This window comes from Enterococcus sp. DIV1208 (assembly GCF_050530455.1).
Taxonomy (GTDB): Bacteria; Bacillota; Bacilli; order Lactobacillales; family Enterococcaceae; genus Enterococcus_B; species Enterococcus_B hirae.
This window is the reverse complement of record NZ_CP172887.1, coordinates 1950966-1974342: the sequence shown is the minus strand read 5'-3', so window position 1 is coordinate 1974342 and position 23377 is coordinate 1950966. Positions and strand designations below refer to the sequence as shown.

Genomic DNA, 23377 nt, shown 5'->3' with positions numbered 1-23377 from the left:
CCAATAACCACTATGAATACCAGTTTGGAGGAATGTCATATGCCAAAAGGCGACGGAAAGTTAATCGCCCAAAATAAAAAGGCTCGCCATGATTATTCGATTATCGATACGATGGAAGCAGGAATGGTGCTGCAAGGAACAGAAATCAAATCGATCCGAAACAGCCGAATCAATTTGAAAGATGGATTTGTCCGTATTCGAAACGGTGAAGCATTTTTGCATAATGTTCATATCAGTCCCTATGAACAAGGCAATATTTTTAACCATGATCCGTTACGAACAAGAAAGTTACTATTACACAAAAAACAGATTTCACGGCTAGAGACTGAAACAAAAAATACCGGGGTCACGATCGTACCCTTAAAAGTATATATTCGTGATGGGTATGCCAAAGTTTTGATTGGTCTTGCGAAAGGGAAGAAATCTTATGACAAGCGAGAAGATCTAAAACGAAAAGATGTGGATCGTCAAATTGATCGAACATTAAAAAATTTCTCTAGATAATTTCATTATCCTTTTTCGCATATTCGGTGCTTTTAGGTTTACTTAATGATAAAATTTGTTAGCATTTAATCTGATAAAGCATGATATCACAGGTTTTTTCTTGTAAAACGCCACGATGATTTTTAGGAAAAAGCAAACTTTTTTGACTGAAATAAAAAATTGTCTGATTTTCATGAAAATGTTTTGAATTTTCTGTTTCATGGTGGTATGATACCGTTTGGTTAGAAAACGATTTAGAAAAACCAGATGTACACATGAATTTGATTTTATGTGAAATTCAGGGAAAAGAGGTGAAATGGATTGGATGAACGCTCGCTAACGTTCCATATTGGACCGGTTTGGTTTGATGGTACTGTTTGTATGATGGTGTTATTGACCTGTTTGATTGTCTTCTTCTTAGTTTACTTCTTTACAAGAAATCTTAAGATGAAACCAACGGGGAAACAAAATGCGCTGGAATGGGTCATTGACTTTACCCGAGGGATCGTAACAGATAATCTGCCTAGAAAAGAATTGAATAATTTTCATTTGTTGGCTTTTACATTGTTCTTGTTTGTCTTCGTGGCAAATAATATAGGTTTAATAACGAAAATCGTCTTACCTAGCGAAACAACACTTTGGAAAAGTCCGACAGCAGACCCGTTTGTTACTTTAACTTTGGCATTTATAATGATCACACTTACTCATTTATTCGGGGTGAAAAAGCTTGGATTTAAAGGGTATTTTGTAAATTCGTTCTTGAAACCATATAGTTTCATGTTTCCAATGAAGCTGATCGAAGAATTTACGAACCTATTAACACTTGCTTTGCGTCTTTACGGGAATATCTACGCGGGGGAAGTTTTACTTACCTTGATTGCCAATATGATGAATAATTTAGGTTGGTTTTCATTACCGTTAGCAATTCCTTTAGAGATGGTCTGGATCGCATTCTCATTGTTTATCGGAAGCATCCAAGCATTTGTCTTTGTCACTTTATCGATGGTATATATGAGCCATAAGATTGAAGTAGAAGAGTAACATCGTTTTTAACAAACTACTATTTATCTATATTTAGGAGGAAATAAATTATGAATTATATCGCAGCAGCAATCGCAATCATGGGAGCAGCTATCGGAGCTGGTTATGGTAATGGTCAAGTAATCTCTAAAACAATCGAATCAATGGCACGCCAACCTGAAATGTCTGGTCAATTACGTACAACAATGTTCATCGGGGTAGCCTTAGTTGAAGCTGTTCCTATTCTAGGTGTGGTTATTGCCTTGATTCTAGTCTTTGCTGTTTAATCAATTAACTGTTTGAGGATAGGACTACTGTCACTAATCCTCTTTTAATTGTCAAAAACTGAAAAAAAACAACCTGATTATTTTCAAAATAATTGAGTTGTTTCATCATAATACTAGAACAAAAGGCGTTGAGGAGGCTGTTTCAATCATTGAAGTCAGGATTCCTTCATCATCCATGAGATACACCTTAAAGAAAGGAAGGCTAGCCTATGCTGAATCAATTGGCAATTGCAGAAGTTGGTAATCCGATGTTAGGTAATATCATCGTTGTCAGCGGCTCATTTTTGATACTAATGTTTCTATTGAAACATTTTGCTTGGGGACCAATCAGCGATATTTTGAAAAAACGTGAAGATAAGATCGCCAATGATTTAGATTCTGCCGAAAAATCTCGCATCAATTCAGCAAAAATGGAACAAGAACGCGAACAACAATTGTTAGCGTCTCGCTCTGATGCAGCTGATATCATTAAAAATGCGAAAGAAAGTGGAGAATTAAGCCGTCAAAATATTTTGAAGGAAACGCAAGAAGAAGTTGCACGTCTAAAAAGCAAAGCGCAAACTGATATCATGTTAGAACGTGATACAGCTTTAAACTCTGTAAAAGATGATGTAGCAGATCTTTCTCTTCAAATCGCGGCTAAAATCTTGAACAAAGAATTGTCTCCAGAAATGCATGAATCTTTAATCAATCAATATATCGAAGGTCTAGGTTCTTCAAATGAAACTAGATAAATATACTGTCGGCAGACGCTACGGTAAAGCACTATTTGAACTGGCGATCGATTCAAATAGCGCAGAAGAAATTTACCAAGAATTACTAAGCTTACGCCAAATCTATAGTGAAATACCTGGATTAGGCAACGTACTTAGTGACGTCCGCTTAGAACCTCACGAAAAACGAATCATTATGGATAAACTTGTCAGTGGGTTTGACGGTATCGTGAAAAACTTTTTAGAAGTGGTCTATAGTTATAATCGGATGTCTGAATTATCGTTTATGATCGATGAATACGAACACCGTTACAACGATTACAAAGGACTACTTTTAGGTAGTGTAAAAACAGCAGTACCACTTTCTGATGAACAATTACAAAAACTAGAAATGAATGTTGCAAAAACAATGGACTATCAAACAGTTGAATTGAAGCAAATCGTTGATTCTTCTATTATTGGTGGGGCAATTGTTGAAGCCAACCATCGAGTGATCGACGGAAGCATTCGCACGCAATTAGAAAAAATGCGTAATCAATTAAATAGATAGTACAAAGAGGTAGGTGAATCGAATGGCTATCAAAGCAGAAGAAATTAGTGCCTTGATCAAAGAACAAATTGAAAATTATCAAAACGTGCTTTCAGTCGAAGAAATCGGTACCGTGACTTATGTCGGTGACGGGATTGCTCGTGCACACGGTTTAGAAAATGCGATGAGTGGTGAGTTGCTTGAATTTTCAAACGGCTCATACGGAATGGCGCAAAACTTAGAATCAAATGATGTAGGTATCATTATCCTTGGTGATTTCGAATCCATTCGTGAAGGAGACAAAGTAAAACGAACAGGTAAAATCATGGAAGTTCCAGTTGGGGACGCCTTGATCGGACGTGTCGTTAATCCGCTAGGTCAACCAATCGATGGGTTAGGAGAAATCGTTACAGATAAAGCTCGACCAGTCGAAGCTATGGCACCAGGCGTTATGCAACGTAAATCTGTCAATGAACCAATGCAAACAGGTCTAAAAGCCATCGATGCTTTAGTTCCAATCGGACGCGGTCAACGTGAATTAGTTATTGGTGACCGTAAAACGGGTAAAACATCTATCGCAATCGATACGATCCTTAACCAAAAAGGTCAAGATATGATCTGTATCTATGTGGCGATCGGTCAAAAGGATTCTACTGTGCGTACACAAGTAGAAACTTTGAAAAAATATGGAGCAATGGATTACACGATCGTAGTCAATGCGGGTGCATCACAACCTGCGCCATTACTTTATATTGCGCCTTATGCAGGAACTGCAATGGGTGAAGAATTCATGTACAACGGCAAACATGTATTGATTATCTTTGATGACTTATCAAAACAAGCTGTTGCTTATCGTGAACTTTCATTGCTATTACGCCGTCCTCCAGGTCGTGAAGCTTATCCAGGGGATGTTTTCTACTTGCACTCACGTTTACTAGAACGTGCGGCAAAACTGAGTGATGATTTAGGTGGCGGTTCAATGACTGCTTTACCATTTGTTGAAACACAAGCTGGAGATATCTCTGCTTATATTCCAACAAACGTTATTTCAATCACTGACGGACAAATCTTCTTAGAAAGTGACTTGTTCTACGCCGGAACTCGTCCAGCCGTTGATGCTGGTTTATCCGTTTCCCGTGTAGGTGGTTCTGCTCAAATCAAAGCAATGAAAAAAGTGGCAGGAACATTACGTCTTGACTTAGCAAGTTACCGTGAATTAGAAGCATTTACCCAATTTGGTTCTGATTTAGATGCTGCGACTCAAGCGAAATTGAATCGTGGACGTCGTACAGTTGAGATCTTGAAACAAAAACTTCATGCACCACTAGCTGTTGAAAAACAAGTAGTTATCTTATATGCTTTGACACATGGATTCTTAGATAGTATTCCAGTTGACAGCATCTTAGATTTTGAACATGAATTATTTGAATATCTAGATACGAATCATGCAGATATCTTTGAAACGATCCGTACAACGAAAGATCTTCCAGAAGAAGAACGATTGAATCAAGCGATCCAAGAATACAAAGATATTTTCTTAGCGACAAAAGGAAACACTTCTTCAACAGAAGACAAATTGAAATCCATTCAAAATGCATAGTGAGGTGAGATGAATGGGCGCTTCATTAAATGAAATCAAGACTCGGATTGCTTCAACGAAGAAAACGAGTCAAATCACTCGAGCAATGCAAATGGTGTCCGCTTCTAAACTGACAAAATCTGAAGCTTCTTCTCAGAAGTTTCAGATTTATGCAAATAAAGTCAGAGAAATCGTCACTCATTTGACAGCTACTCAACTAAATGATATTGCTTCTGATAATCCTCGTGGAGATATCAATTACAATAGTATGTTAATCAGCCGTCCGGTAAAGAAAACGGGGTACATCGTGATTACCGCTGATGGTGGTTTAGTTGGTGGCTATAACAGTTCGATTTTAAAGCAAACAATGTCTATTTTAGAAGAAGACCATAAATCTCCTGACGATTATGTGATGATCGCAATCGGAGGTACAGGTGCAGATTTCTTCAAAGCTAGAGGAATTAATTTGGCTTACGAATTACGTAATTTATCGGACCAACCAAGTTTTGATGAAGTGCGTAAAATCGTAGGTATGGCAACAACGATGTATCAAAATGAAGTATTTGATGAATTGTACGTATGCTACAATCATCATATCAATTCACTAACTAGCCAATTTCGTGTAGAAAAAATGCTGCCAATTTCAGATTTAGATCCAGAAGAAGCAACTACTTTTGACCAAGAATACATTTTTGAACCTTCAAAAGAAGAAATCTTGGCGCAGTTATTGCCTCAATATGCGGAAAGCTTAATCTATGGTGCAATCGTTGATGCGAAGACAGCAGAACACGCTGCCGGCATGACTGCCATGAAGACAGCAACGGATAATGCTGCAACGATCATTGATGATTTGACGGTATCTTATAACCGTGCAAGACAAGGGGCTATTACCCAAGAAATTACCGAAATTGTTGCCGGAGCTTCGGCGCTAGAATAGTATTGAGATTGGAGGAAAAAAGATGAGTTCAGGCAAGATTGTTCAAGTAATCGGTCCCGTTGTCGACGTGGAATTTTCTTTAGACCAATCCTTACCAGATATCAACAACGCATTAGTTGTTTATAAAAATGATGAGAAAAAATCAAAAGTTGTTCTTGAAACAGCATTAGAATTAGGGGACGGAGTGATCCGTACCATTGCCATGGAATCAACAGATGGTTTACAACGTGGTATGGAAGTTATCGATACTGGTAAAGCCATTTCTGTTCCAGTAGGGAAAGATACACTAGGACGTGTATTCAACGTTTTAGGAGATACGATCGATTTAGGATCATCTTTCCCAGAAGATGCAGAACGTAGTGAGATTCATAAAAAAGCACCAAGCTTTGATGAATTAAGTACTAGTACGGAGATCCTTGAAACTGGGATCAAAGTTATCGATTTGTTAGCACCTTACTTAAAAGGTGGGAAAGTTGGATTATTCGGTGGTGCCGGTGTAGGTAAAACGGTATTGATCCAAGAATTGATCCATAATATTGCCCAAGAACATGGTGGTATTTCTGTATTTACCGGTGTTGGGGAACGTACTCGTGAAGGAAATGACCTTTACTATGAAATGAAAGATTCAGGCGTTATCGAAAAAACAGCGATGGTGTTCGGACAAATGAACGAACCACCAGGTGCTCGGATGCGGGTAGCTTTGACTGGTCTGACGATCGCTGAATACTTCCGTGATGTAGAAGGTCAAGACGTGCTATTGTTTATTGATAATATTTTCCGTTTCACTCAAGCTGGTTCAGAAGTATCTGCCCTTTTAGGTCGTATGCCTTCTGCCGTTGGTTACCAACCAACGTTAGCAACTGAAATGGGTCAATTACAAGAACGTATCACATCAACGAAAAAAGGTTCGATCACTTCGATCCAAGCAATCTATGTACCAGCCGATGACTATACTGACCCAGCGCCAGCAACAGCATTTGCCCACTTAGATGCTACAACAAACTTAGAGCGTAAATTGACAGAACAAGGGATCTATCCAGCCGTGGACCCATTGGCTTCATCTTCAAGTGCTTTGGCACCTGAAATCGTTGGTGAAGAACATTATAAAGTAGCGACTGAAGTCCAACATGTCTTACAACGTTACCGTGAATTACAAGATATCATTGCGATCTTAGGGATGGATGAATTATCTGATCAAGAAAAAGTTTTAGTTTCACGTGCACGTAGAGTTCAATTCTTCTTGTCACAAAACTTTAACGTAGCGGAACAATTTACAGGTCTTCCTGGTTCTTATGTACCAGTTGAAGAAACAGTCAAAGGTTTCCGTGAAATCTTAGAAGGTAAATACGATGATCTTCCTGAAGAAGCATTCCGAAGTGTTGGTAGAATAGAAGACGTCGTAGAAAAAGCGAAAAAACTAGGCTACTAGAAAGGGGTGCCCCATGGATCAATATTTAACTGTGAATGTGGTGACTCCTGACGGTTTGGTCTATGATCACCATGCAGCGATCGTAGTAGCACGTACTACAGCGGGGGAAATTGGTATTTTACCTAAACATGCGCCGATCATCGTTCCATTAACAATTGATGAAGTCCGTGTGAAGAGAACAGACTCTGATACCCACGTCGATTGGATTGCTGTCAATGGCGGAATCATGGAAGTTCGTGACAATGTTGTTTCAATCGTTGCCGATAGTGCAGAACGTGAAAGAGATATTGACGTTTCTCGGGCAGAAAGAGCCAAACAACGTGCTGAGCGACAAATCGCAGAAGCAAAAGAAAAAGAAGATACGAATGAATTGAAACGTGCGACAGTTGCTTTGCATCGTGCAATCAACCGAATCAAGGTTTCAAAACATTCTTAAAAGCAACGAATGAGGACCTAACAAGTAGGCCTTTAAAAATCCAAGATTCTTAAGGAGATTCCTTAGAATTTTGGATTTTTTTATCGTTTTTTTTTATTGGTAGTTATATTCTAAACATAAAAAGTAAAGAACAATTACTTCTTTATTACATAAAAATATGGAACTTTCATCATTATGATACTATGGTAAACTAATTGCAGTAAAAAAGGAGGTATTATAATGCCGAAAAAGGTTCAACGGTTTTCCACAGAAGACACAAAAGAAGAAACACATACGCAACAAAAATCGCTATCTTACTCAGAAATAGTAGGCAATCTTACGGATGATCAAACAGTTTCGTTACATAAACAATTACAAGAATTTAGGGACTATCTTTTAAAGAAGAGCCTTGAATCAGAAAAACAAGAAAAAGAGGAGTTTCCATCTAACAGACATCATTTTGGTCCACCTCTATCGGAAAATAATACAGATAATCTTGCTGAGCAACAACACTCGCGATCGGAAACAATTCAAAGAAAGAGAACGTTGCAAAACATTATTAACGAAAATGAACTGAAAATGATTCAAAACCAAGATAGTCATGCAGTGTCAGAACAGAATAACAAAGTACAAGTTCCCCCGTATAAGAAACAAAAAGTTGCTCCAGAGAACGAACTGGAAAATCATTTGGAGTACTCATTAGATGTCGAACGGTTACTAGAAATAGAAGAAATGTTGGGGATCAGAAACACTTCCCAATCAACAACGCTGTCTACCAAAGTCCAAGAGTCTTTATATGAAACTAAGGAATTTGTACAAGATACAAACGTGCCAATAGAAAGTAATAGCGAGTTCAGCTGTTCAACACAACAACCATTGGAGAATGGGCAGACAAGCACTCAAAGTAAGAAGGAACAAGCGCTTGTTGAATCAGTGAAGTGTTTGTTGGAGCAAAGACATAAACTATTTTTTTTTTGCGATTAGCTAAAAAACATGAGATGAGTTGTCAAACTGTAAAAAACATTTTAATTGAGAATAATATAGATGTAACTGCTGAGAATAATAAAATAAAAGTAGAGTCTGAAGAAAAAGCACGGCAATTATTAACGGAAGTATTTCACGGAAGGAAAAATTTATCATTTGAAAATATTAAACAAATGGTACGATTGAACAACAATGATATTACAATTTTAGCTAAGAATCACTTAAAAGTTCTCCTAGAACAAGCACACGCATCTCATCTGAATGGTTCTCAGAAGGAAACTTCAATAGATAGGATTCTTTTGACATATTCTGAATGGACTATACCAATGCAATATAAATTGTCAAGGCTGGATACTAAATTAAAAGAACAGATAGATAAATACGGCGTAATAAACATAAATGAAATATCAAAGAAAATACCATGTAGCCAAATTGATGTCATCAAGCGAACAGGGCAGTTAAATTATCAGCAATATCTCCCACCAATTTATATGTTTCACCCGCAACTAAATGAGAAAATCCAAAAGCCATTTTATGATGCAATAATACAAGATAAATCGATTCCTACTGATCAAACAAATCAATTTTTTAATCCTAGTACTGATCAAAACATTGCTTATTCGAAAGAACGAATAAAATTAAATCTCGCTAGAAAAGCTGAGTTTGAAACAGCAGAACAAAAAAACAAGACAATTATGGATCAGAGAACTCAGTTAAAAAAACAACCGATTAGAAACAATCAATCTCCCGCTATGGAAGAACGTTGAGTGTTTTAATTTTCGTAGTATGACTATTTTTTTTGTTAAATCGGAATAGGACAAAAGAAAAAAGTTCAAAGGAGGACGATTATTGCTGCTATTATTTACCTTGAAAACTAAAAATAAATAAACTTATGGGAAGGAAAATGAACGATGAAACAGGAAATAATTCTATTTTATGGCTTATCAACAAAAGCGGAAAACTTACAGAAACAGATTGAAAAAATTAGAAAAAAAGGATTCTATTCAAGTGTTACTGAAGGACAAGGTCCCTGTGATATCAGAGAGTACAATAATCATTTTTCATCGATTACATATGATCACCCAAAAAATCCGATGAATCTTGAATACTTAAAAGATTTTTCAATAAATTGGAAAAAATATATTTCACCATTTAAAGATTGGTGGCCTTTATGGTCTTACTATTTTCAACGCACACAAGATACTGAAAAAAATAAAGTAAACAATTTTAATCCTGGGCTACATAAAGCTACGAAAAAAAATATAGAACACCTATGTGAGAAAAATCGCAAATATACAGGACAGCTGATTGTTAGAGGTTGTAAAATTGGATTAGACAGTGCAAGAGATAATGAAAATGTAACCATTTATTATTGTATTGATGATTTAGATATGAAACGTATTATAGAAAAAAAAGATAAAAAGGCTTTCACTCCTAAAGAACTTCGCTATCTCTTTCGCAATTGGAAAGATTTTGAAGGAAAGGTACATTTTTTTGAAGATGGATATGAAGTGCCTGCACCTTGGAAAACATCTCCAAATGAATGGAAAAGTTATAAACCAAAAAGTTGGCAAACGTTGAATGAACAACCACCCTTTCAAAAGAATCAAGTGAAACCAGAAACAATCAACCAACGAATATGTAGATAAAAGAATTTAAATGAAACAATAACAAATAACTTAGCTGACCTTAAAGTACAAGCAAAGAAGATGGCAAAAAAAAGAAATAGACTTGATTGTACGATCATCAAGAAATTAAACAAAGGATTTTTTGTTCCTACACTATAAGAGAGGGCATATATTTATATTAAATAATCGTTTAATTATCAATGGTAAATTCTATTATAATGATATGAGTACATAAGCAAATAAGGAACAACTTTCATCAAAAAAGCATGTGAAATAGTAGTTAAAATAGTTTATAAAAATAAGGTATTGAAACAGAGTCATCATTTGAATGTAAAGTTCTTGAAAATTCTCGTCTCGTTTAGCCAACAAATTCCATCTTTTTACAACCAATAATTTCTCTATTTTTCCAATTTATGGTATCATCATTTTGTTAGTTATTAAAAAAAGTATAATTTTGAAGGGACGTCACTATGCAAGTATACGGAATTGATGCAATTATTCGAATCGTGAGTCATTTAGCTTTTATTTATCTGGCTTTCTGGTCGTTGCGGTCACTGCGAATTGAGATGTTTTTTAAAAAATTGCATGATACGCAAATTCGAATGGCGATTGTATTCTTCTCTATTTTTTTAGGATATACTGCCAGTAATTTCTTCTTAGAAATTATTGCATTGTGTCGAAATCTTTTCGTTAGCCTGCAGTAAAAAAAAGGTACTATAAAAAAAGGTACTATTTTAATAAAAGAAATGATATAATAGAAAAGATTTTGAGTCTTTATAGCTCATTGGAATTTTTTGGGGGGAACAACATGGAAGAGATCATCGTCAAAGGTGGCAAACAATTGAATGGAACAGTAAAAATCGAAGGAGCTAAAAATGCTGTTCTACCTATTTTAGCTGCTAGTTTGTTGGCTGAAGAAGGAACAACCGTTTTAGACAACGTTCCAATTCTTTCTGACGTCTTCACTATGAATCAAGTGATTCGTCATTTAAATGTAGATGTAGTGTTTGATGAAGACAATAATCAAGTAACGCTTGATGCGTCAAGACAATTAGAAATCGAAGCGCCATATGAATATGTGAGTCAAATGCGTGCTTCTATCGTTGTAATGGGACCATTACTTGCTAGAAATGGTCATGCAAAAGTTGCCATGCCAGGGGGATGTGCGATTGGGAAACGTCCAATTGATTTACATCTTAAAGGATTCCAAGCATTGGGTGCGAAAATCATTCAAAAAAATGGCTACATCGAAGCTATTGCGGATGAATTGATCGGTAACACGATCTATTTAGATTTTCCAAGTGTTGGAGCCACTCAAAATATCATGATGGCAGCAGTAAAAGCTAAAGGAACAACGATCATCGAAAACGTCGCTCGAGAACCTGAAATTGTAGATCTTGCAAATATTTTAAATAAAATGGGCGCAAATATCTATGGTGCTGGTACGGAAACGATGCGTATCGAAGGAGTCGATCATCTGCATGCAGTGAAACACGCAATTGTTCAAGACCGGATCGAAGCAGGTACCTTTATGGTAGCAGCAGCGATGACTGAAGGAAATGTCTTGATCGCAGATGCAATCTCAGAACATAATCGTCCGTTGATTTCTAAATTAATTGAAATGGGTGCAACGATCACTGAAGAAGAAGGCGGCATTCGAGTTGTTGGTCCAAAACATATTTTACCAACTGACGTCAAAACAATGCCTCATCCTGGTTTTCCGACAGACATGCAAGCCCAAATGACTGCTATTCAGTTAGTCGCTGAGGGAACGAGCATGGTGACTGAAACAGTTTTTGAGAATCGCTTCCAACATTTGGAAGAAATGCGCCGTATGAACGCCCATGTGAAGATTGATGGAAATGTAGCGATTATGGACGGGAATCATGAATTACAAGGTGCTGAAGTTTATGCAACAGATTTACGAGCTGCTGCAGCATTAGTACTTGCTGGTTTAAAAGCAAATGGCATAACACGCGTTCGCAATCTTAAATACTTAGATCGTGGTTATTATCAATTCCATATTAAATTGCAAAACTTAGGTGCAGATGTGGAACGTGTGGCAATCGATCAAACGCCCGCTGATAAAACAGCTCAAGTCACTGTTTAAGGACGTGATAAAATGAGTAGCCAACGGTATATTTTAATCACATTGGTGAAGATTTTAGTTGTCATACTACTACTAATTCTTTTATTTATAGCTGGAACAATGATTGGATACGGGGTTATCGGTGGTGGAAATCCGTTTAAGGTTTTTCAACCAAGTTTGTGGCTGCACATCCAGGATTTTTTCAGATAAAGAGTTTTGTGAAAATGATAGTGTAAGCAAACAAAGGATTTCTTAAAACGAATTTTCGCTTTTGAGAAGTCCTTTTTTATTGTGAGTCATTCCACTGTTTGGCAGATTATTGCTCCTTTGAACAGTCGTTTGTCATGAATAGAAGAATGAGGATCAAAGCTTTAATAATGAGGTGATGAGATGAAAAAAATCTTAGTGGCTATTGTCCGTTTTTATCAACGGTTTATTTCTCCTGCTTTCCCACCTAGCTGTCGGTACTATCCTACTTGTTCAAACTATATGATACGTGCGATTCAAGTACACGGTGCATTTAAAGGAACGCTGATGGGGACAGCACGCATTTTGCGTTGCCATCCATTCGTAAAGGGCGGAATCGATTACGTGCCTTTAAATTGCCAATTGACACGTAATAAAAAAGATAAAGAGATGCCTAATTATGATGAAAAATAAACAGTCAGGTAAGACCGAGCATTCTGAAGAAAAAAGAATTGTCAAACTAGAGCAATCAACTTTACCTTGGTCATTATTGTTGGATGCAGATCCTGAAGAGGAAAACGTCCAACGATACATTGATCAAGGGGCTGGTTTTATATGGAAAGCAGAAAACGACATTCAAGGAGTGATCGTTTTTATCACAAATAAATTAGTGTTTGAAATAATGAATTTAGCTGTAGCTCCAAAAGTTCAAGGTCAAGGAATCGGCTACGCGTTGCTTACCCATACACTAAAAGAAATGAAAAAGTTAAAAACCACCCAACAACAAGTCATTATTCGGACGGGGAGTACGTCATCAGCAGCTTTACAACTGTATAAAAAAATCGGCTTCCTGGAAATTTCTAGAGAAAAAGATTATTTTGTCAAAAATTATAAACAGCCAATCTATGAAAATGGCCAACGTTTACGAGATCAAGTAACTCTAGCAAAGAAAATTTGAACTCATCCATAAAAAGGCTTTCAAAATACTGTGGCTTGACTTAAAATAAAAACAGTATGAGAAAAGGAGACAAATAAATGATGGGTATTTTAGTTTTTGATTTTGGTGGTTCCGCAGTAAAATATGGCTATTGGAATGGACAAGCGCTTGAAGACACCAGCCAATTTCCGACTCCTAAGACATGGGAAGAAATGAAAGCGCATTTAAAACAGGTATTCCAAACGTTTGTAAAACAGAAGGCGATTGAAGGCGTAGCAATCAGCGCACCTGGAGTAGTGAATCAGGAGAAACAGCTGATTGAAGGGATTAGTGCCATTCCTTATATCCACGGATTCAATATTTTTCATGAACTGGAAGAACTCTTCCATTTACCAGTGACGATCGAAAATGATGCTAATTGTGCTGGAATGGCTGAGTATTATGAAGGCGCAGCGAAAGAATATCAACATGTAGCATTTGTTGTACTTGGGACTGGAGTAGGTGGGGCAATCTTTACCCAAGGACAACTAAATAAAGGCGCTCATTTGTACGGGGGAGAATTTGGCTTGATGTTCTTAGAAGGCAATCAAACATTTAGTAAGCTTGGTACAGCAGTTCAAATGGCTTGGCGTTACTGTGACCGTTTGGGAGTTTCACGTACGACTTATAGCGGAAAAGAAGTCTTTGAACGAGCAGAACAAGGGGATGAACTAGCAAAAGAAGAGGTAGATAATTTTTATAATTATTTAACAAAAGGTTTGTTTAGTATCCAATTTTCGATTGATCCTGAAGTCATCGTGATTGGCGGGGGGATCTCTGCAAAAGCAGGGTTATTAACAGAAATCAATCAACGAATGAAACAATTAACTACTGATTTAGAACTAAATGACTTTGATCCTAAAATTTTATTATGTGATTATCGAAATGATGCAAATTTGATTGGAGCAGCTGCCAATTTCACCGCTCAACGTGAAGGTTTAGTTCAATGATGCATAGCGTTGAACAAAACTTTTAGACATATGGTAGGCATTCCATGATTGAATATGATAAACTATCATGGAGGTGGAAAAAGATGTCAAAAAAAAATAAAGATATTGAAGTGCGTATCGAAGAAGTCAAAAAACAAATCAAAGGAACAACTTATGATGTGACTCAGTTATTTATTGGTAAAAAAATGATTGGGGAAATTTTGGCTTATGGACCAAAAGAATTTGAAATTTTTTTTGGTGAAGAAGATTTTGGGAAAGAAAAGAGTCTTGAAAACGCGATAGAAACAGTTATTCGTCACTGGAATCTACACGAATAAAAAAATATCAAAAAAATTTTCAATAAGGGGTTGCAAAAATCTGGAAAATTAGGTATTATAACTAAGTCAGGTTGATACAAACCTTTCGGAGGAGTAGCGAAGTGGCTAAACGCGACGGACTGTAAATCCGTTCCTTAGGGTTCAGTGGTTCGAATCCACTCTCCTCCATTTCATTGGGGTATAGCCAAGCGGTAAGGCAAGGGACTTTGACTCCCTCATGCGTTGGTTCGAATCCAGCTACCCCAGTAGTACGGAGTGATCTATTAAGATCACTCTTTTTTTGTGTGAAAACAGCTTGTTTCTTGAAGATTATCAAGAAATAGGCTAGAGTGAATAGTAGGTAGATCAAAAAAAGGGGGCAGTAAAATGAAGTGGAAAGAAAAAGTAGATGAGACTGCAGAGAAAATCTATGATTTGATTAAGTCGGAAAAGTATCAGGTAGAAGTCCGGTTACCGAAAAAATCAGAAAAAGCGATACAAGTGAAATCAAAGCGTCCAACCAATCACACAAAAAAATGGCTTTCAAAAAACCGTTAAGAATAACACAATCTCTAAAAAACAGTGATTTTGCTGTCTTTTGGAGGTTTTGTTATTTTACAAAATGATTTTCAATCCTTCCACTTGGATTAAAGAGGAAGGAAACACAATTACTTACATAAACTTTCGGATAAAATAAACGGGTTGGCAAATGATTGATCGACAATTAGTCGAGCAAAAGAAACTTTTTCCTTTTCAGTTGTGAACCAGGTATATACCAGTTATAATAAAGGAAATGAAAGGGCGGATATACGTTATGTCGAATCAACTACCAGTCTATATACAAATCCATGATCAGATCAAAAGTGAAATCGAACAAGGTATTTGGAAAATCGGTGATCGCCTTCCTTCTGAAAGAGAATTGGCAGTGAAATTCAATGTTAGTCGAATGACTTTACGTCAAGCCATTCAAAACCTGGCTGATGAAGGGATTTTGGAAAGAAAAATTGGCTCAGGTACATATGTTGCAAGAGAAAAAGTCCAAGAAAAGATGTCGGGTGCGACCAGTTTTACTGAAATTATGGAATCACAGAATCGAGTACCCTCCAGTCGGACAATCTCTTATTTTTTAACTTCCCCAAGTTCTAGTGAAATGGAGAAGCTGAAACTGGAAAAAGACGAAACGATTCTTCGTATGGAACGAATTCGTTATGCTGATGATATACCAATCTGTTTTGAAGTAGCCAGTATCCCGCAAAAGATTATTGCAGACTATAGTAAATCTGAAATTACCAATTCTCTTTATCGGGTACTCGAAGAGAAAAGTGGGCATAAGATCGGGGCAGCTAATCAAACAATAACAGCCATTCTTGCTTCAGAAAAAATTGCAGAATATTTAGAAGTAAAAAAAGGAGATGCTGTGTTACGTTTACGCCAAACTTCTTATTTTGATGACGGTACCCCATTTGAATATGTTCGTACGCAATATGTAGGGAATCGTTTTGAATTTTATTTAGAGAAATAAAAGAGGGATGCGAAACAGTCCAAATAAAGAAGAGCCTGAGACAAGTTTTGTCCTAGGCTCTTCTTTTTTGATTTCGAGATCAGCGGATAGAGTGATTACTGGTCAGCTTCTACCAGTTGTTCATGATAGGAAATTGGACCATCTGTAAATTCCACCTGTCCATTCAATAATTCAACGACTGCTGTTTTAAATGCAGTAACTTCTGTTTCTACAATCAAACAGTGAACCGTGACTTTGTCTGTGTAGATCGTTTCTTTTATAGGAATATGTTTCAACTCAAGCATATTTTCTAATTTACCTAATTGCGGATAGGTGATATGGACAGCTATTTCTTGCTGTTGTGTTCCTTCCACGATCCCGATTTCAATTAGTGCGTGAGAAACAGCCTGTGTATAGGCACGAATCAAACCACCGGTACCCAATTTTGTCCCACCAAAATAGCGTGTGACGACAGCGACCACATTGATCAATTCATTTTTTTTAAGTACTTCCAGCATTGGGACACCTGCCGTACCACTAGGCTCACCGTCATCACTACTGCGTTGAATTTCATTTTTTTCACCGAGAACGAAAGCACTACAGTTATGGTTTGCTTTCCAATGTTCTTTTTTCATTGCCTGAATAAACGCTTTAGCTTCTGCTTCCGTTTCAATTCGTTTCATAGAGCAAATAAAACGAGATTTTTTGACTTCGATTTCTGCTTGACCGTCTGCTTGGATGGTTCTATAACTATTCAGCGTGATGCTTCCTCCTTACAAGTAGTTGATAATAGTCAAAGTATAATGAATTATTCCTTTAGTTTCAACACTTATAATACTTGAGTAATGAAGAGAGTCTATGGGATAATAGAAGAAAGAAAGGTGAGATGGGGATGAAAGAACGCATAAAAAAATATGACGCCATCACCCAATATTTAAAAAATAACGGGGGATCACAGGTTACTTTAACATTTACACAGATCGACGAACTTCTTTTTCCAAGTTATGGGCTCCCTAAATCAGCTAGACAAAGCACTGATTGGTGGGCAAATGATTATAAGCACCCAGAAAAAGGAGCATATGGCTGGATCAATGCTGGCTACGAGGTTGTGGTGATCAATTTAAAAAAAGAATATGTTGTGTTCAATCAATTAGTTAAATCGAGTTGGCTATTCGACTGATAAGAAAACGTTGACATTATCTTGCTTTTTTGTATAATAATCACACAAGCAAAAAAAGAAATCGTTTGCAAAAGTTAAAAGAATGGAGAGAGTAAAATGACTAAAAAAACAATCATGCTCGTATGTTCTGCTGGGATGAGTACCAGTTTACTTGTAACAAAAATGCAAAAAGCTGCTGAAGAACAAGGAATTGATACGGATATTTTTGCCGTATCAGCTTCTGATGCCGATAATCAGCTAGCTTCTAAAGAAGTTGATGTTTTGCTGTTGGGACCACAAGTCCGCTTCATGAAGGCTGATTTTGAAAAACGTCTAGAACCAAAAGGAATCCCATTAGATATTATCAATATGGCAGATTATGGTTTGATGAATGGCGAAAAAGTATTACAACAAGCCATCCATTTAATTGAAAACAAATAAAGGACAGAGCATACTAAGATGTTCATATCGGAAACAAGCCGAAAAATCCAGCGAATAGGTCGCCTATTCAAGGATTTTTCGGCTTATTTTTTATACTAACCGCTTCAAATAACCATTCATTCTCAAATTTTTTTGAAGAATGGACTGATGTAGCGTATCTTCTTTTAGGGGATTAGATGAAAAAAAGTAGTTTATGCAGTTTATATGGCAGACGATTACTTACGAGAGACTTGAGAGAATGGACAGAGAGTTTTGAACAGATTCGCTATCAGAAACTAGCTGCCATTCATCTACAAGGAAATTGGTTAACATGTAATCGATGCAGCATGCGAACAAAAATAGGTAAATCAGAGCAAAAGCAACCAATCATCTTTTGTCCTGTTTGTCTTTTTTTAGGTCGTTGTGACAACACACAAGAATTATTTTTATTTGAACAACCTGAGTTGCCGAAAAGAAATGTCTGTTTTACTTGGACAGGAAAGTTAACGCCAACTCAACAAGCGATTTCTACGAACTTGGTCACTGATGTCTCGGGAAAACAGCACATGATTTGGGCTGTGACAGGAGCGGGAAAGACTGAGATGCTTTATGAAAAGGTCATAAAAACGTTAGAAAAAGGTGGACGAGTCGCATTAGTTTCACCTAGGGTTGATGTGTGCAACGAACTTTACCTACGTTTTTGTGGCGTTTTTCCAGAAGAAAACATTGTCCTGCTTCATGGAAAAAAGAAAGAAGCCTATCGCTTTAGTCCATTCGTGATTGCGACTACGCATCAGCTGTATCGTTTTTATCAGACGTTTGATCTGTTAGTCGTCGATGAGGTGGATGCGTTCCCTTTTGCAGGAGATCCTGGGTTAGCTTATGCTGTTGAAACTGCAATTAAACCAAAAGGAACATTTATCTATTTAAGTGCGACACCTAATGAGCAGCTACTGAAAAAAATCCGTTCAACCTTTTTGATCCATCAATTGCCACTTCGCTTTCATCAACGGTTATTGCCTGAACCACATTTGTTTTTTTGGAATGACTGGCCGAATAAATGTTTGAAAGAAAAAAAACTTCGACCACTTTTGAAGTGTCTAAACATGCTGCTCCAACAAAATCATGTCTTATTATTTTGTCCGTCGATTGCCTTGATGAATCGATTAGCCTCACTGTTAAAGCGTTGTTTACCCATGTACCGTATTACCGATGCATCCGCAAAAGATCCAAACCGTTCAGAAAAAGTTCAGCAAATGAGAAAGCAACAATATGATGTGTTACTTACTACAATGATTTTGGAACGTGGGGTAACATTTGCAAATGTGTCAGTGATCGTGTTAGGCGCTGATCACCGTGTTTTTACTAAATCTTCCCTTGTACAAATCGCTGGTCGAGCCGATCGAAAGGGAGATTTTACCAATAGCCAAGTCTATTTTTTCTATGAAGAACTGACAAAAGCTATCAAATTAGCCTGTCGTGAGATCAAAGAAATGAATCGTCAGGGAAAAAAGCAGATTGCTATGAAAAATAGTGAGCCTAGAGGAGAAAAAACACATGAATCGTTGTAGTTATTGTCAAAAACAAGTCATCCGAAATTTGAAGATCAGCGAGATTCTTGGATTGGGAAAGATTCTTCCTCAGATTTGTGAGGACTGTTCAAATTTGTTTCGTCCGATAAATAAACAGCAAAGCTGTCGAACTTGCCAGAAAGAACTGCCTGGTGATATTACGTATTGTGAAGATTGTATCGCCTGGAAAAACGCCTATCCCAATTATGATTTCAGTCATCATGCTTGTTTTTACTATGATTCAGCCTTCAAAGAATGGTTAAAGCGCTATAAATTTATGGGAGATGTCCGACTGGCAGGTACATTTGCTAAACAGTTGCAAATAATACAACAAGAATTTAGCGATTATCAAATCTGTCCAATCCCACTAGCAACTGCTCGTTTAAAAGAACGTGGGTTTAATCAGGTCATTGAAATGTTGAGAGTAGCTAAAATACCTTATAGTCAACTGCTGACTCGCTCTGATCATTCACTTCCACAATCCCAAAAAACACGTCAGGAACGTTTAAAAACTACCCAACCTTTCAAATTAGCTGTTGTTCCAACGATCATCAAAGGGAAAAAAGTATTGTTGGTAGACGATGTCTATACGACGGGGCAAACCCTTTTTCATGCTGCTTCTTGTTTATTGCCACATGCTCCTGAAAAAATCCGCACCTTTTCGCTAGCTCGATAAATAAATGAAAAACGAATGTCCTTGATAGCGATTTAGTTTGCAAATGGATTAGAGTTCGATATAATGGTAGTAAGAAGAGGGAAAGAGTGGTCCTTCTCCTTCTTGATTGTGGTAGACGAAAGGGGTAATTTTTATGTTTAGATACAATGTACGCGGTGAAAATATCGAAGTAACTGAAGCGATTCGTGACTACGTTGAGAAAAAAGTAGGAAAACTTGAACGCTATTTCAGTGATGCACCCGATGCTACAGCACATGTAAATTTAAAAGTTTATACTGAAAAAACAGCGAAAGTGGAAGTAACTATTCCATTACCTTATCTTGTATTGCGTGCCGAAGAAACATCACCTGATCTTTATGCAAGTATTGATTTGGTAGTTGACAAATTGGAACGACAAATCCGCAAATTCAAAACAAAAATTAACCGTAAATCTCGCGAAACCGGTATGAACACAGCCGATGCAGCGGTATTATTCAATAACGAAGCTGACGATGCCGATCATGAAAATGATTCTGAATTAGACATTGTCCGCACGAAACGTTTATCACTGAAACCAATGGACAGTGAAGAGGCTGTTCTACAAATGAACATGCTTGGTCATAATTTCTTTATTTTTGAAGATGCAGAAACCAATGGTACAAGTATCGTTTACCGTCGTAAAGATGGCAAATACGGTTTGATTGAAACCGACTGATAAATAACAATTAGAAAAAGCAGTAAAAAGCTTGTGGCAAACCCTTCACGGTTTGCCACAGCTTCTTTTTTGTCTACGTCAGAAATTGTGAATTAATTGTGAATATATTACATTAATTGTGTTAAGATATTTCAATTATCTAGAACTAATGATAAAATAGAAACTAGAATCTACATAATCTGGATAATATATGTAAAAAGGAGATTATACAACGCATGGCCAATTTTATTCGTTCGATTATCGAAAATGATAAAAAAGAACTAAAACGTTTAGATCGTATTGCTAAAAAAGTAGAAGATCATGCTGACGAAATGGCAGCATTAACAGATGAACAATTACAAGCAAAAACAGCTGAGTTTAAAGCTCGCTATCAAAAAGGGGAAACTTTAGATCAATTATTACCGGAAGCCTTTGCGGTAGTTCGTGAAGCTGCCAAACGAGTGTTGGGACTTTATCCTTACCATGTACAATTGATGGGGGGGATCGTTCTTCACGATGGAAATATCCCAGAGATGCGTACTGGTGAAGGGAAAACTTTAACAGCGACAATGCCGGTTTATTTGAATGCATTGACGGGAGAAGGCGTTCACGTCGTTACTGTCAATGAATACCTGGCTACTCGTGACTCCTCTGAAATGGGCGAATTATATAACTTTTTAGGTTTAACAGTTGGCTTGAATATCAATTCAAAATCAGCGGACGAAAAACGAGATGCTTACAATTGTGATATTACCTATAGTACCAATAATGAATTAGGTTTCGACTATCTAAGAGACAACATGGTCGTTTATCGTCATCAAATGGTTCAAAGACCATTGAATTATGCGATTGTCGATGAAGTCGATTCGATCTTGATCGATGAAGCAAGAACACCGTTGATTATTTCAGGTCAAGCTGAAAAATCAACAGCTTTATATACAAGAACAGATAATTTTGTGAAACGTTTGAAAGAAGAAGAAGATTATAAAATCGATGTGCAATCGAAAACAATCAGCTTGACTGAAGCAGGGATCGAGAAAGCCGAAGAAACATTTGGCTTAGAAAATCTATATGATATTGAAAATACTGCCTTAACCCACCATCTGGATCAAGCATTGCGTGCCAACTATATCATGATCTTGGATATTGATTATGTGGTCCAAGATGGAAAAGTCTTGATCGTTGACCAATTTACTGGTCGTATCATGGATGGACGCCGCTACTCTGATGGATTACATCAGGCGATTGAAGCAAAAGAAGGCGTAGAGATCGAAGACGAAACGAAGACGATGGCGACAATCACGTTCCAGAACTATTTCCGAATGTATAAGAAACTGTCAGGTATGACTGGTACAGCAAAAACAGAAGAAGAAGAGTTTCGGGAAATCTATAATATTCAAGTTTGTCAAATCCCAACAAATCGTCCAGTCATTCGTGACGACCGACCTGATTTGTTATATCCAACATTGACTAGCAAGTTCCAAGCGGTGGTGCAAGACATCAAAGAACGTTACCGCAAAGGACAACCTGTTCTTGTCGGAACGGTAGCAGTGGAAACTTCAGAATTATTGTCTGATATGTTGAATCGTGAACGTATCCCACATGAAGTATTGAATGCAAAAAACCACTTCAAAGAAGCGGAGATCATCATGAATGCTGGTCAAAAAGGTGCGGTGACGATTGCAACGAATATGGCTGGACGTGGTACAGATATCAAGTTGGGACTTGGTGTCAGAGAACTAGGCGGACTAGCTGTTATCGGGACAGAACGTCATGAATCACGTCGTATCGATAATCAATTACGTGGTAGGGCTGGACGTCAAGGAGACCCAGGGATGTCTCAATTCTATCTTTCATTGGAAGATGATCTGATGAAACGATTTGGTTCTGAACGGATCAAAGCATTCTTAGATCGCATGAAAATCGGTGAAGAGGATGCAGTGATCCAAAGTAAGATGCTGACAAAACAAGTGGAATCAGCACAAAAACGTGTCGAAGGAAATAACTACGATACTCGTAAAAATGTCTTACAATACGATGATGTAATGCGAGAACAACGCGAAGTTATCTACAAACAACGTCAAGAAGTCATCATGGAAGAAACAAGTTTGTCTAAACCAATGATGAATATGATCAAACGTACGATCAGTCGGGTAGTAGATGCACACACACAACTAGAAAAAGACAACTGGAACCTTGAAGGAATCGTTGATTTTGCAGGTAGTACATTAGTCCATGAAGATAGCATCTCAATCGATGACCTTAAAGGGAAAGAACCGCAACAGATCAAAGAATATTTAAATGAGTTAGCACAAGAAGTATTTAATACGAAAGCTAACCAGCTCAACGGACCTGAACAATTACTAGAATTTGAAAAAGTAGTCATTCTACGAGTAGTGGATTCGAAATGGACCGATCATATCGATGCTATGGATCAATTACGCCAATCAATCGGTCTTAGAGCATATGGACAAAACAATCCATTGGTTGAGTATCAAACAGAAGGATACAAGATGTTTGAAGAGATGGTTGGAGCGATCGAATATGAAGTGACTCGTCTCTTTATGAAAGCTGAGATTCGTCAAAATGTTCAACGGGAGCAAGTGTCAACCGGCGAAGCAGTTCAACCAACTACCGGTGATGCAAAAGAAAATAGCAACACAAGTGCCAAAAAACAACCGGTTCACGTGAACAAAGTAGGCAGAAATGATCCTTGTCCATGTGGTAGCGGGAAAAAATATAAAAACTGTCATGGAAAAGATGAGAACTAATTTTTGACAGCTAGCAGATAAGATTGGTGAGATCGGTTCTTTTTGATTAAGAATCGACTCACCTTCTTTCTGTTATGAAGCGTTTCTGTTAAACTAAAGTGGTTG

28 protein-coding genes and 2 tRNA genes are annotated in these 23377 nt (G+C 37.3%); 29 read left to right on the top strand and 1 reads right to left on the bottom strand.

All coding sequences use genetic code 11. The features are described 5' to 3' along the window. Positions 1-39 precede the first annotated feature (39 nt). The 23 genes from smpB (at position 40) to IGK91_RS08975 (ending at position 16023) form a co-directional block, all read left to right on the top strand. Positions 40-504, top strand: a complete 465-nt coding sequence (gene smpB, locus IGK91_RS09085) for an SsrA-binding protein SmpB (RefSeq protein WP_010718601.1) — start codon at positions 40-42, stop codon at positions 502-504. Between the two features lie 300 nt (positions 505-804). Then, positions 805-1524, top strand: a complete 720-nt coding sequence (gene atpB / locus IGK91_RS09080; RefSeq protein ID WP_010718600.1) for a F0F1 ATP synthase subunit A — start codon at positions 805-807, stop codon at positions 1522-1524. A gap of 50 nt (positions 1525-1574) precedes the next feature. Continuing rightward, positions 1575-1790: an ATP synthase F0 subunit C gene (gene atpE / locus IGK91_RS09075; RefSeq protein ID WP_010718599.1), complete on the top strand. Its 216-nt coding sequence runs from the start codon at positions 1575-1577 to the stop codon at positions 1788-1790. Between the two features lie 209 nt (positions 1791-1999). Then, a complete protein-coding gene (gene atpF / locus IGK91_RS09070; RefSeq protein WP_010718598.1) occupies positions 2000-2524 on the top strand; it encodes a F0F1 ATP synthase subunit B in 525 nt (174 codons plus the stop codon). Next, complete coding sequence (gene atpH, locus IGK91_RS09065) at positions 2511-3053, top strand: ATP synthase F1 subunit delta (RefSeq protein ID WP_010737988.1); 543 nt, start codon at positions 2511-2513, stop codon at positions 3051-3053. Before atpF ends, atpH begins: the two co-directional genes overlap by 14 nt. Positions 3054-3075: 22 nt before the next feature. Continuing rightward, complete coding sequence (gene atpA / locus IGK91_RS09060) at positions 3076-4632, top strand: F0F1 ATP synthase subunit alpha (RefSeq protein ID WP_010718596.1); 1557 nt, start codon at positions 3076-3078, stop codon at positions 4630-4632. A 13-nt stretch (positions 4633-4645) separates the two neighbouring features. Further along, entirely contained in the window at positions 4646-5548 is a 903-nt protein-coding gene (locus IGK91_RS09055) for a F0F1 ATP synthase subunit gamma (RefSeq protein WP_010737986.1), read from the top strand. A 22-nt stretch (positions 5549-5570) separates the two neighbouring features. Then, positions 5571-6977: a F0F1 ATP synthase subunit beta gene (atpD, locus tag IGK91_RS09050; protein WP_010718594.1), complete on the top strand. Its 1407-nt coding sequence runs from the start codon at positions 5571-5573 to the stop codon at positions 6975-6977. A gap of 13 nt (positions 6978-6990) precedes the next feature. Beyond that, on the top strand, positions 6991-7413 hold the full coding sequence (locus IGK91_RS09045; RefSeq protein ID WP_010737985.1) for a F0F1 ATP synthase subunit epsilon: 423 nt from the start codon (positions 6991-6993) through the stop codon (positions 7411-7413). Between the two features lie 219 nt (positions 7414-7632). Then, positions 7633-8376, top strand: coding sequence for a hypothetical protein (locus IGK91_RS09040; protein ID WP_081123225.1), 744 nt, complete (start codon positions 7633-7635; stop codon positions 8374-8376). Then, on the top strand, positions 8367-9143 hold the full coding sequence (locus tag IGK91_RS09035; protein ID WP_225428961.1) for a hypothetical protein: 777 nt from the start codon (positions 8367-8369) through the stop codon (positions 9141-9143). Before IGK91_RS09040 ends, IGK91_RS09035 begins: the two co-directional genes overlap by 10 nt. Before the next feature lie 144 nt (positions 9144-9287). Continuing rightward, positions 9288-10025, top strand: coding sequence for a hypothetical protein (locus tag IGK91_RS09030; protein WP_225428960.1), 738 nt, complete (start codon positions 9288-9290; stop codon positions 10023-10025). Positions 10026-10474: 449 nt separating this feature from the next. After that, positions 10475-10708: a DUF1146 family protein gene (locus tag IGK91_RS09025; protein WP_010737981.1), complete on the top strand. Its 234-nt coding sequence runs from the start codon at positions 10475-10477 to the stop codon at positions 10706-10708. 104 nt (positions 10709-10812) lie between these two features. Next, a complete protein-coding gene (murA, locus tag IGK91_RS09020; protein WP_010718587.1) occupies positions 10813-12114 on the top strand; it encodes a UDP-N-acetylglucosamine 1-carboxyvinyltransferase in 1302 nt (433 codons plus the stop codon). 12 nt (positions 12115-12126) lie between these two features. Continuing rightward, positions 12127-12303, top strand: coding sequence for a DNA-directed RNA polymerase subunit beta (locus tag IGK91_RS09015; RefSeq protein WP_010718586.1), 177 nt, complete (start codon positions 12127-12129; stop codon positions 12301-12303). Between the two features lie 180 nt (positions 12304-12483). Next, entirely contained in the window at positions 12484-12753 is a 270-nt protein-coding gene (gene yidD / locus IGK91_RS09010) for a membrane protein insertion efficiency factor YidD (protein ID WP_010718585.1), read from the top strand. Continuing rightward, on the top strand, positions 12740-13237 hold the full coding sequence (locus IGK91_RS09005) for a GNAT family N-acetyltransferase (protein ID WP_010737979.1): 498 nt from the start codon (positions 12740-12742) through the stop codon (positions 13235-13237). Before yidD ends, IGK91_RS09005 begins: the two co-directional genes overlap by 14 nt. An 80-nt stretch (positions 13238-13317) precedes the next feature. Beyond that, the gene (locus IGK91_RS09000) at positions 13318-14205 is read left to right on the top strand and encodes an ROK family protein (RefSeq protein WP_025480524.1); all 888 of its coding nucleotides are present in this window, start codon (positions 13318-13320) and stop codon (positions 14203-14205) included. A gap of 83 nt (positions 14206-14288) precedes the next feature. Further along, on the top strand, positions 14289-14522 hold the full coding sequence (locus tag IGK91_RS08995) for a DUF2969 domain-containing protein (protein WP_010718582.1): 234 nt from the start codon (positions 14289-14291) through the stop codon (positions 14520-14522). 87 nt (positions 14523-14609) lie between these two features. Then, positions 14610-14690, top strand: a tRNA-Tyr gene (locus IGK91_RS08990). Between the two features lie 6 nt (positions 14691-14696). Next, positions 14697-14768 (top strand) — tRNA-Gln (locus IGK91_RS08985). Between the two features lie 120 nt (positions 14769-14888). Beyond that, positions 14889-15059, top strand: a complete 171-nt coding sequence (locus tag IGK91_RS08980; protein WP_010718581.1) for a hypothetical protein — start codon at positions 14889-14891, stop codon at positions 15057-15059. A 256-nt stretch (positions 15060-15315) separates the two neighbouring features. Continuing rightward, positions 15316-16023 carry a GntR family transcriptional regulator gene (locus IGK91_RS08975; RefSeq protein WP_010737976.1) on the top strand — a complete coding sequence of 236 codons (708 nt, stop codon included), beginning with the start codon at positions 15316-15318 and terminating at the stop codon, positions 16021-16023. A gap of 95 nt (positions 16024-16118) precedes the next feature. Here the strand turns inward: IGK91_RS08975 and IGK91_RS08970 are convergent, their stop codons facing one another. Continuing rightward, on the bottom strand, positions 16119-16766 hold the full coding sequence (locus tag IGK91_RS08970) for a YigZ family protein (protein WP_063627399.1): 648 nt from the start codon (positions 16764-16766) through the stop codon (positions 16119-16121). 128 nt (positions 16767-16894) lie between these two features. On the opposite strand from IGK91_RS08970, the gene IGK91_RS08965 reads away from it, so the two are divergent. The 6 genes from IGK91_RS08965 to secA all read left to right on the top strand — a co-directional run bounded on the left by IGK91_RS08965 (position 16895) and on the right by secA (position 23272). Further along, a complete protein-coding gene (locus tag IGK91_RS08965) occupies positions 16895-17182 on the top strand; it encodes a DUF7662 domain-containing protein (protein ID WP_010718578.1) in 288 nt (95 codons plus the stop codon). Between the two features lie 96 nt (positions 17183-17278). Further along, positions 17279-17602 carry a PTS sugar transporter subunit IIB gene (locus IGK91_RS08960; protein ID WP_010718577.1) on the top strand — a complete coding sequence of 108 codons (324 nt, stop codon included), beginning with the start codon at positions 17279-17281 and terminating at the stop codon, positions 17600-17602. 176 nt (positions 17603-17778) lie between these two features. Beyond that, positions 17779-19152, top strand: a complete 1374-nt coding sequence (locus IGK91_RS08955; RefSeq protein ID WP_128479014.1) for a DEAD/DEAH box helicase — start codon at positions 17779-17781, stop codon at positions 19150-19152. After that, entirely contained in the window at positions 19139-19828 is a 690-nt protein-coding gene (locus IGK91_RS08950) for a ComF family protein (RefSeq protein WP_010718573.1), read from the top strand. Before IGK91_RS08955 ends, IGK91_RS08950 begins: the two co-directional genes overlap by 14 nt. 133 nt (positions 19829-19961) lie before the next feature. Continuing rightward, the gene (hpf, locus tag IGK91_RS08945; protein WP_010718572.1) at positions 19962-20522 is read left to right on the top strand and encodes a ribosome hibernation-promoting factor, HPF/YfiA family; all 561 of its coding nucleotides are present in this window, start codon (positions 19962-19964) and stop codon (positions 20520-20522) included. A 215-nt stretch (positions 20523-20737) separates the two neighbouring features. Further along, entirely contained in the window at positions 20738-23272 is a 2535-nt protein-coding gene (secA, locus tag IGK91_RS08940; RefSeq protein ID WP_010718571.1) for a preprotein translocase subunit SecA, read from the top strand. Positions 23273-23377: the final 105 nt, after the last annotated feature.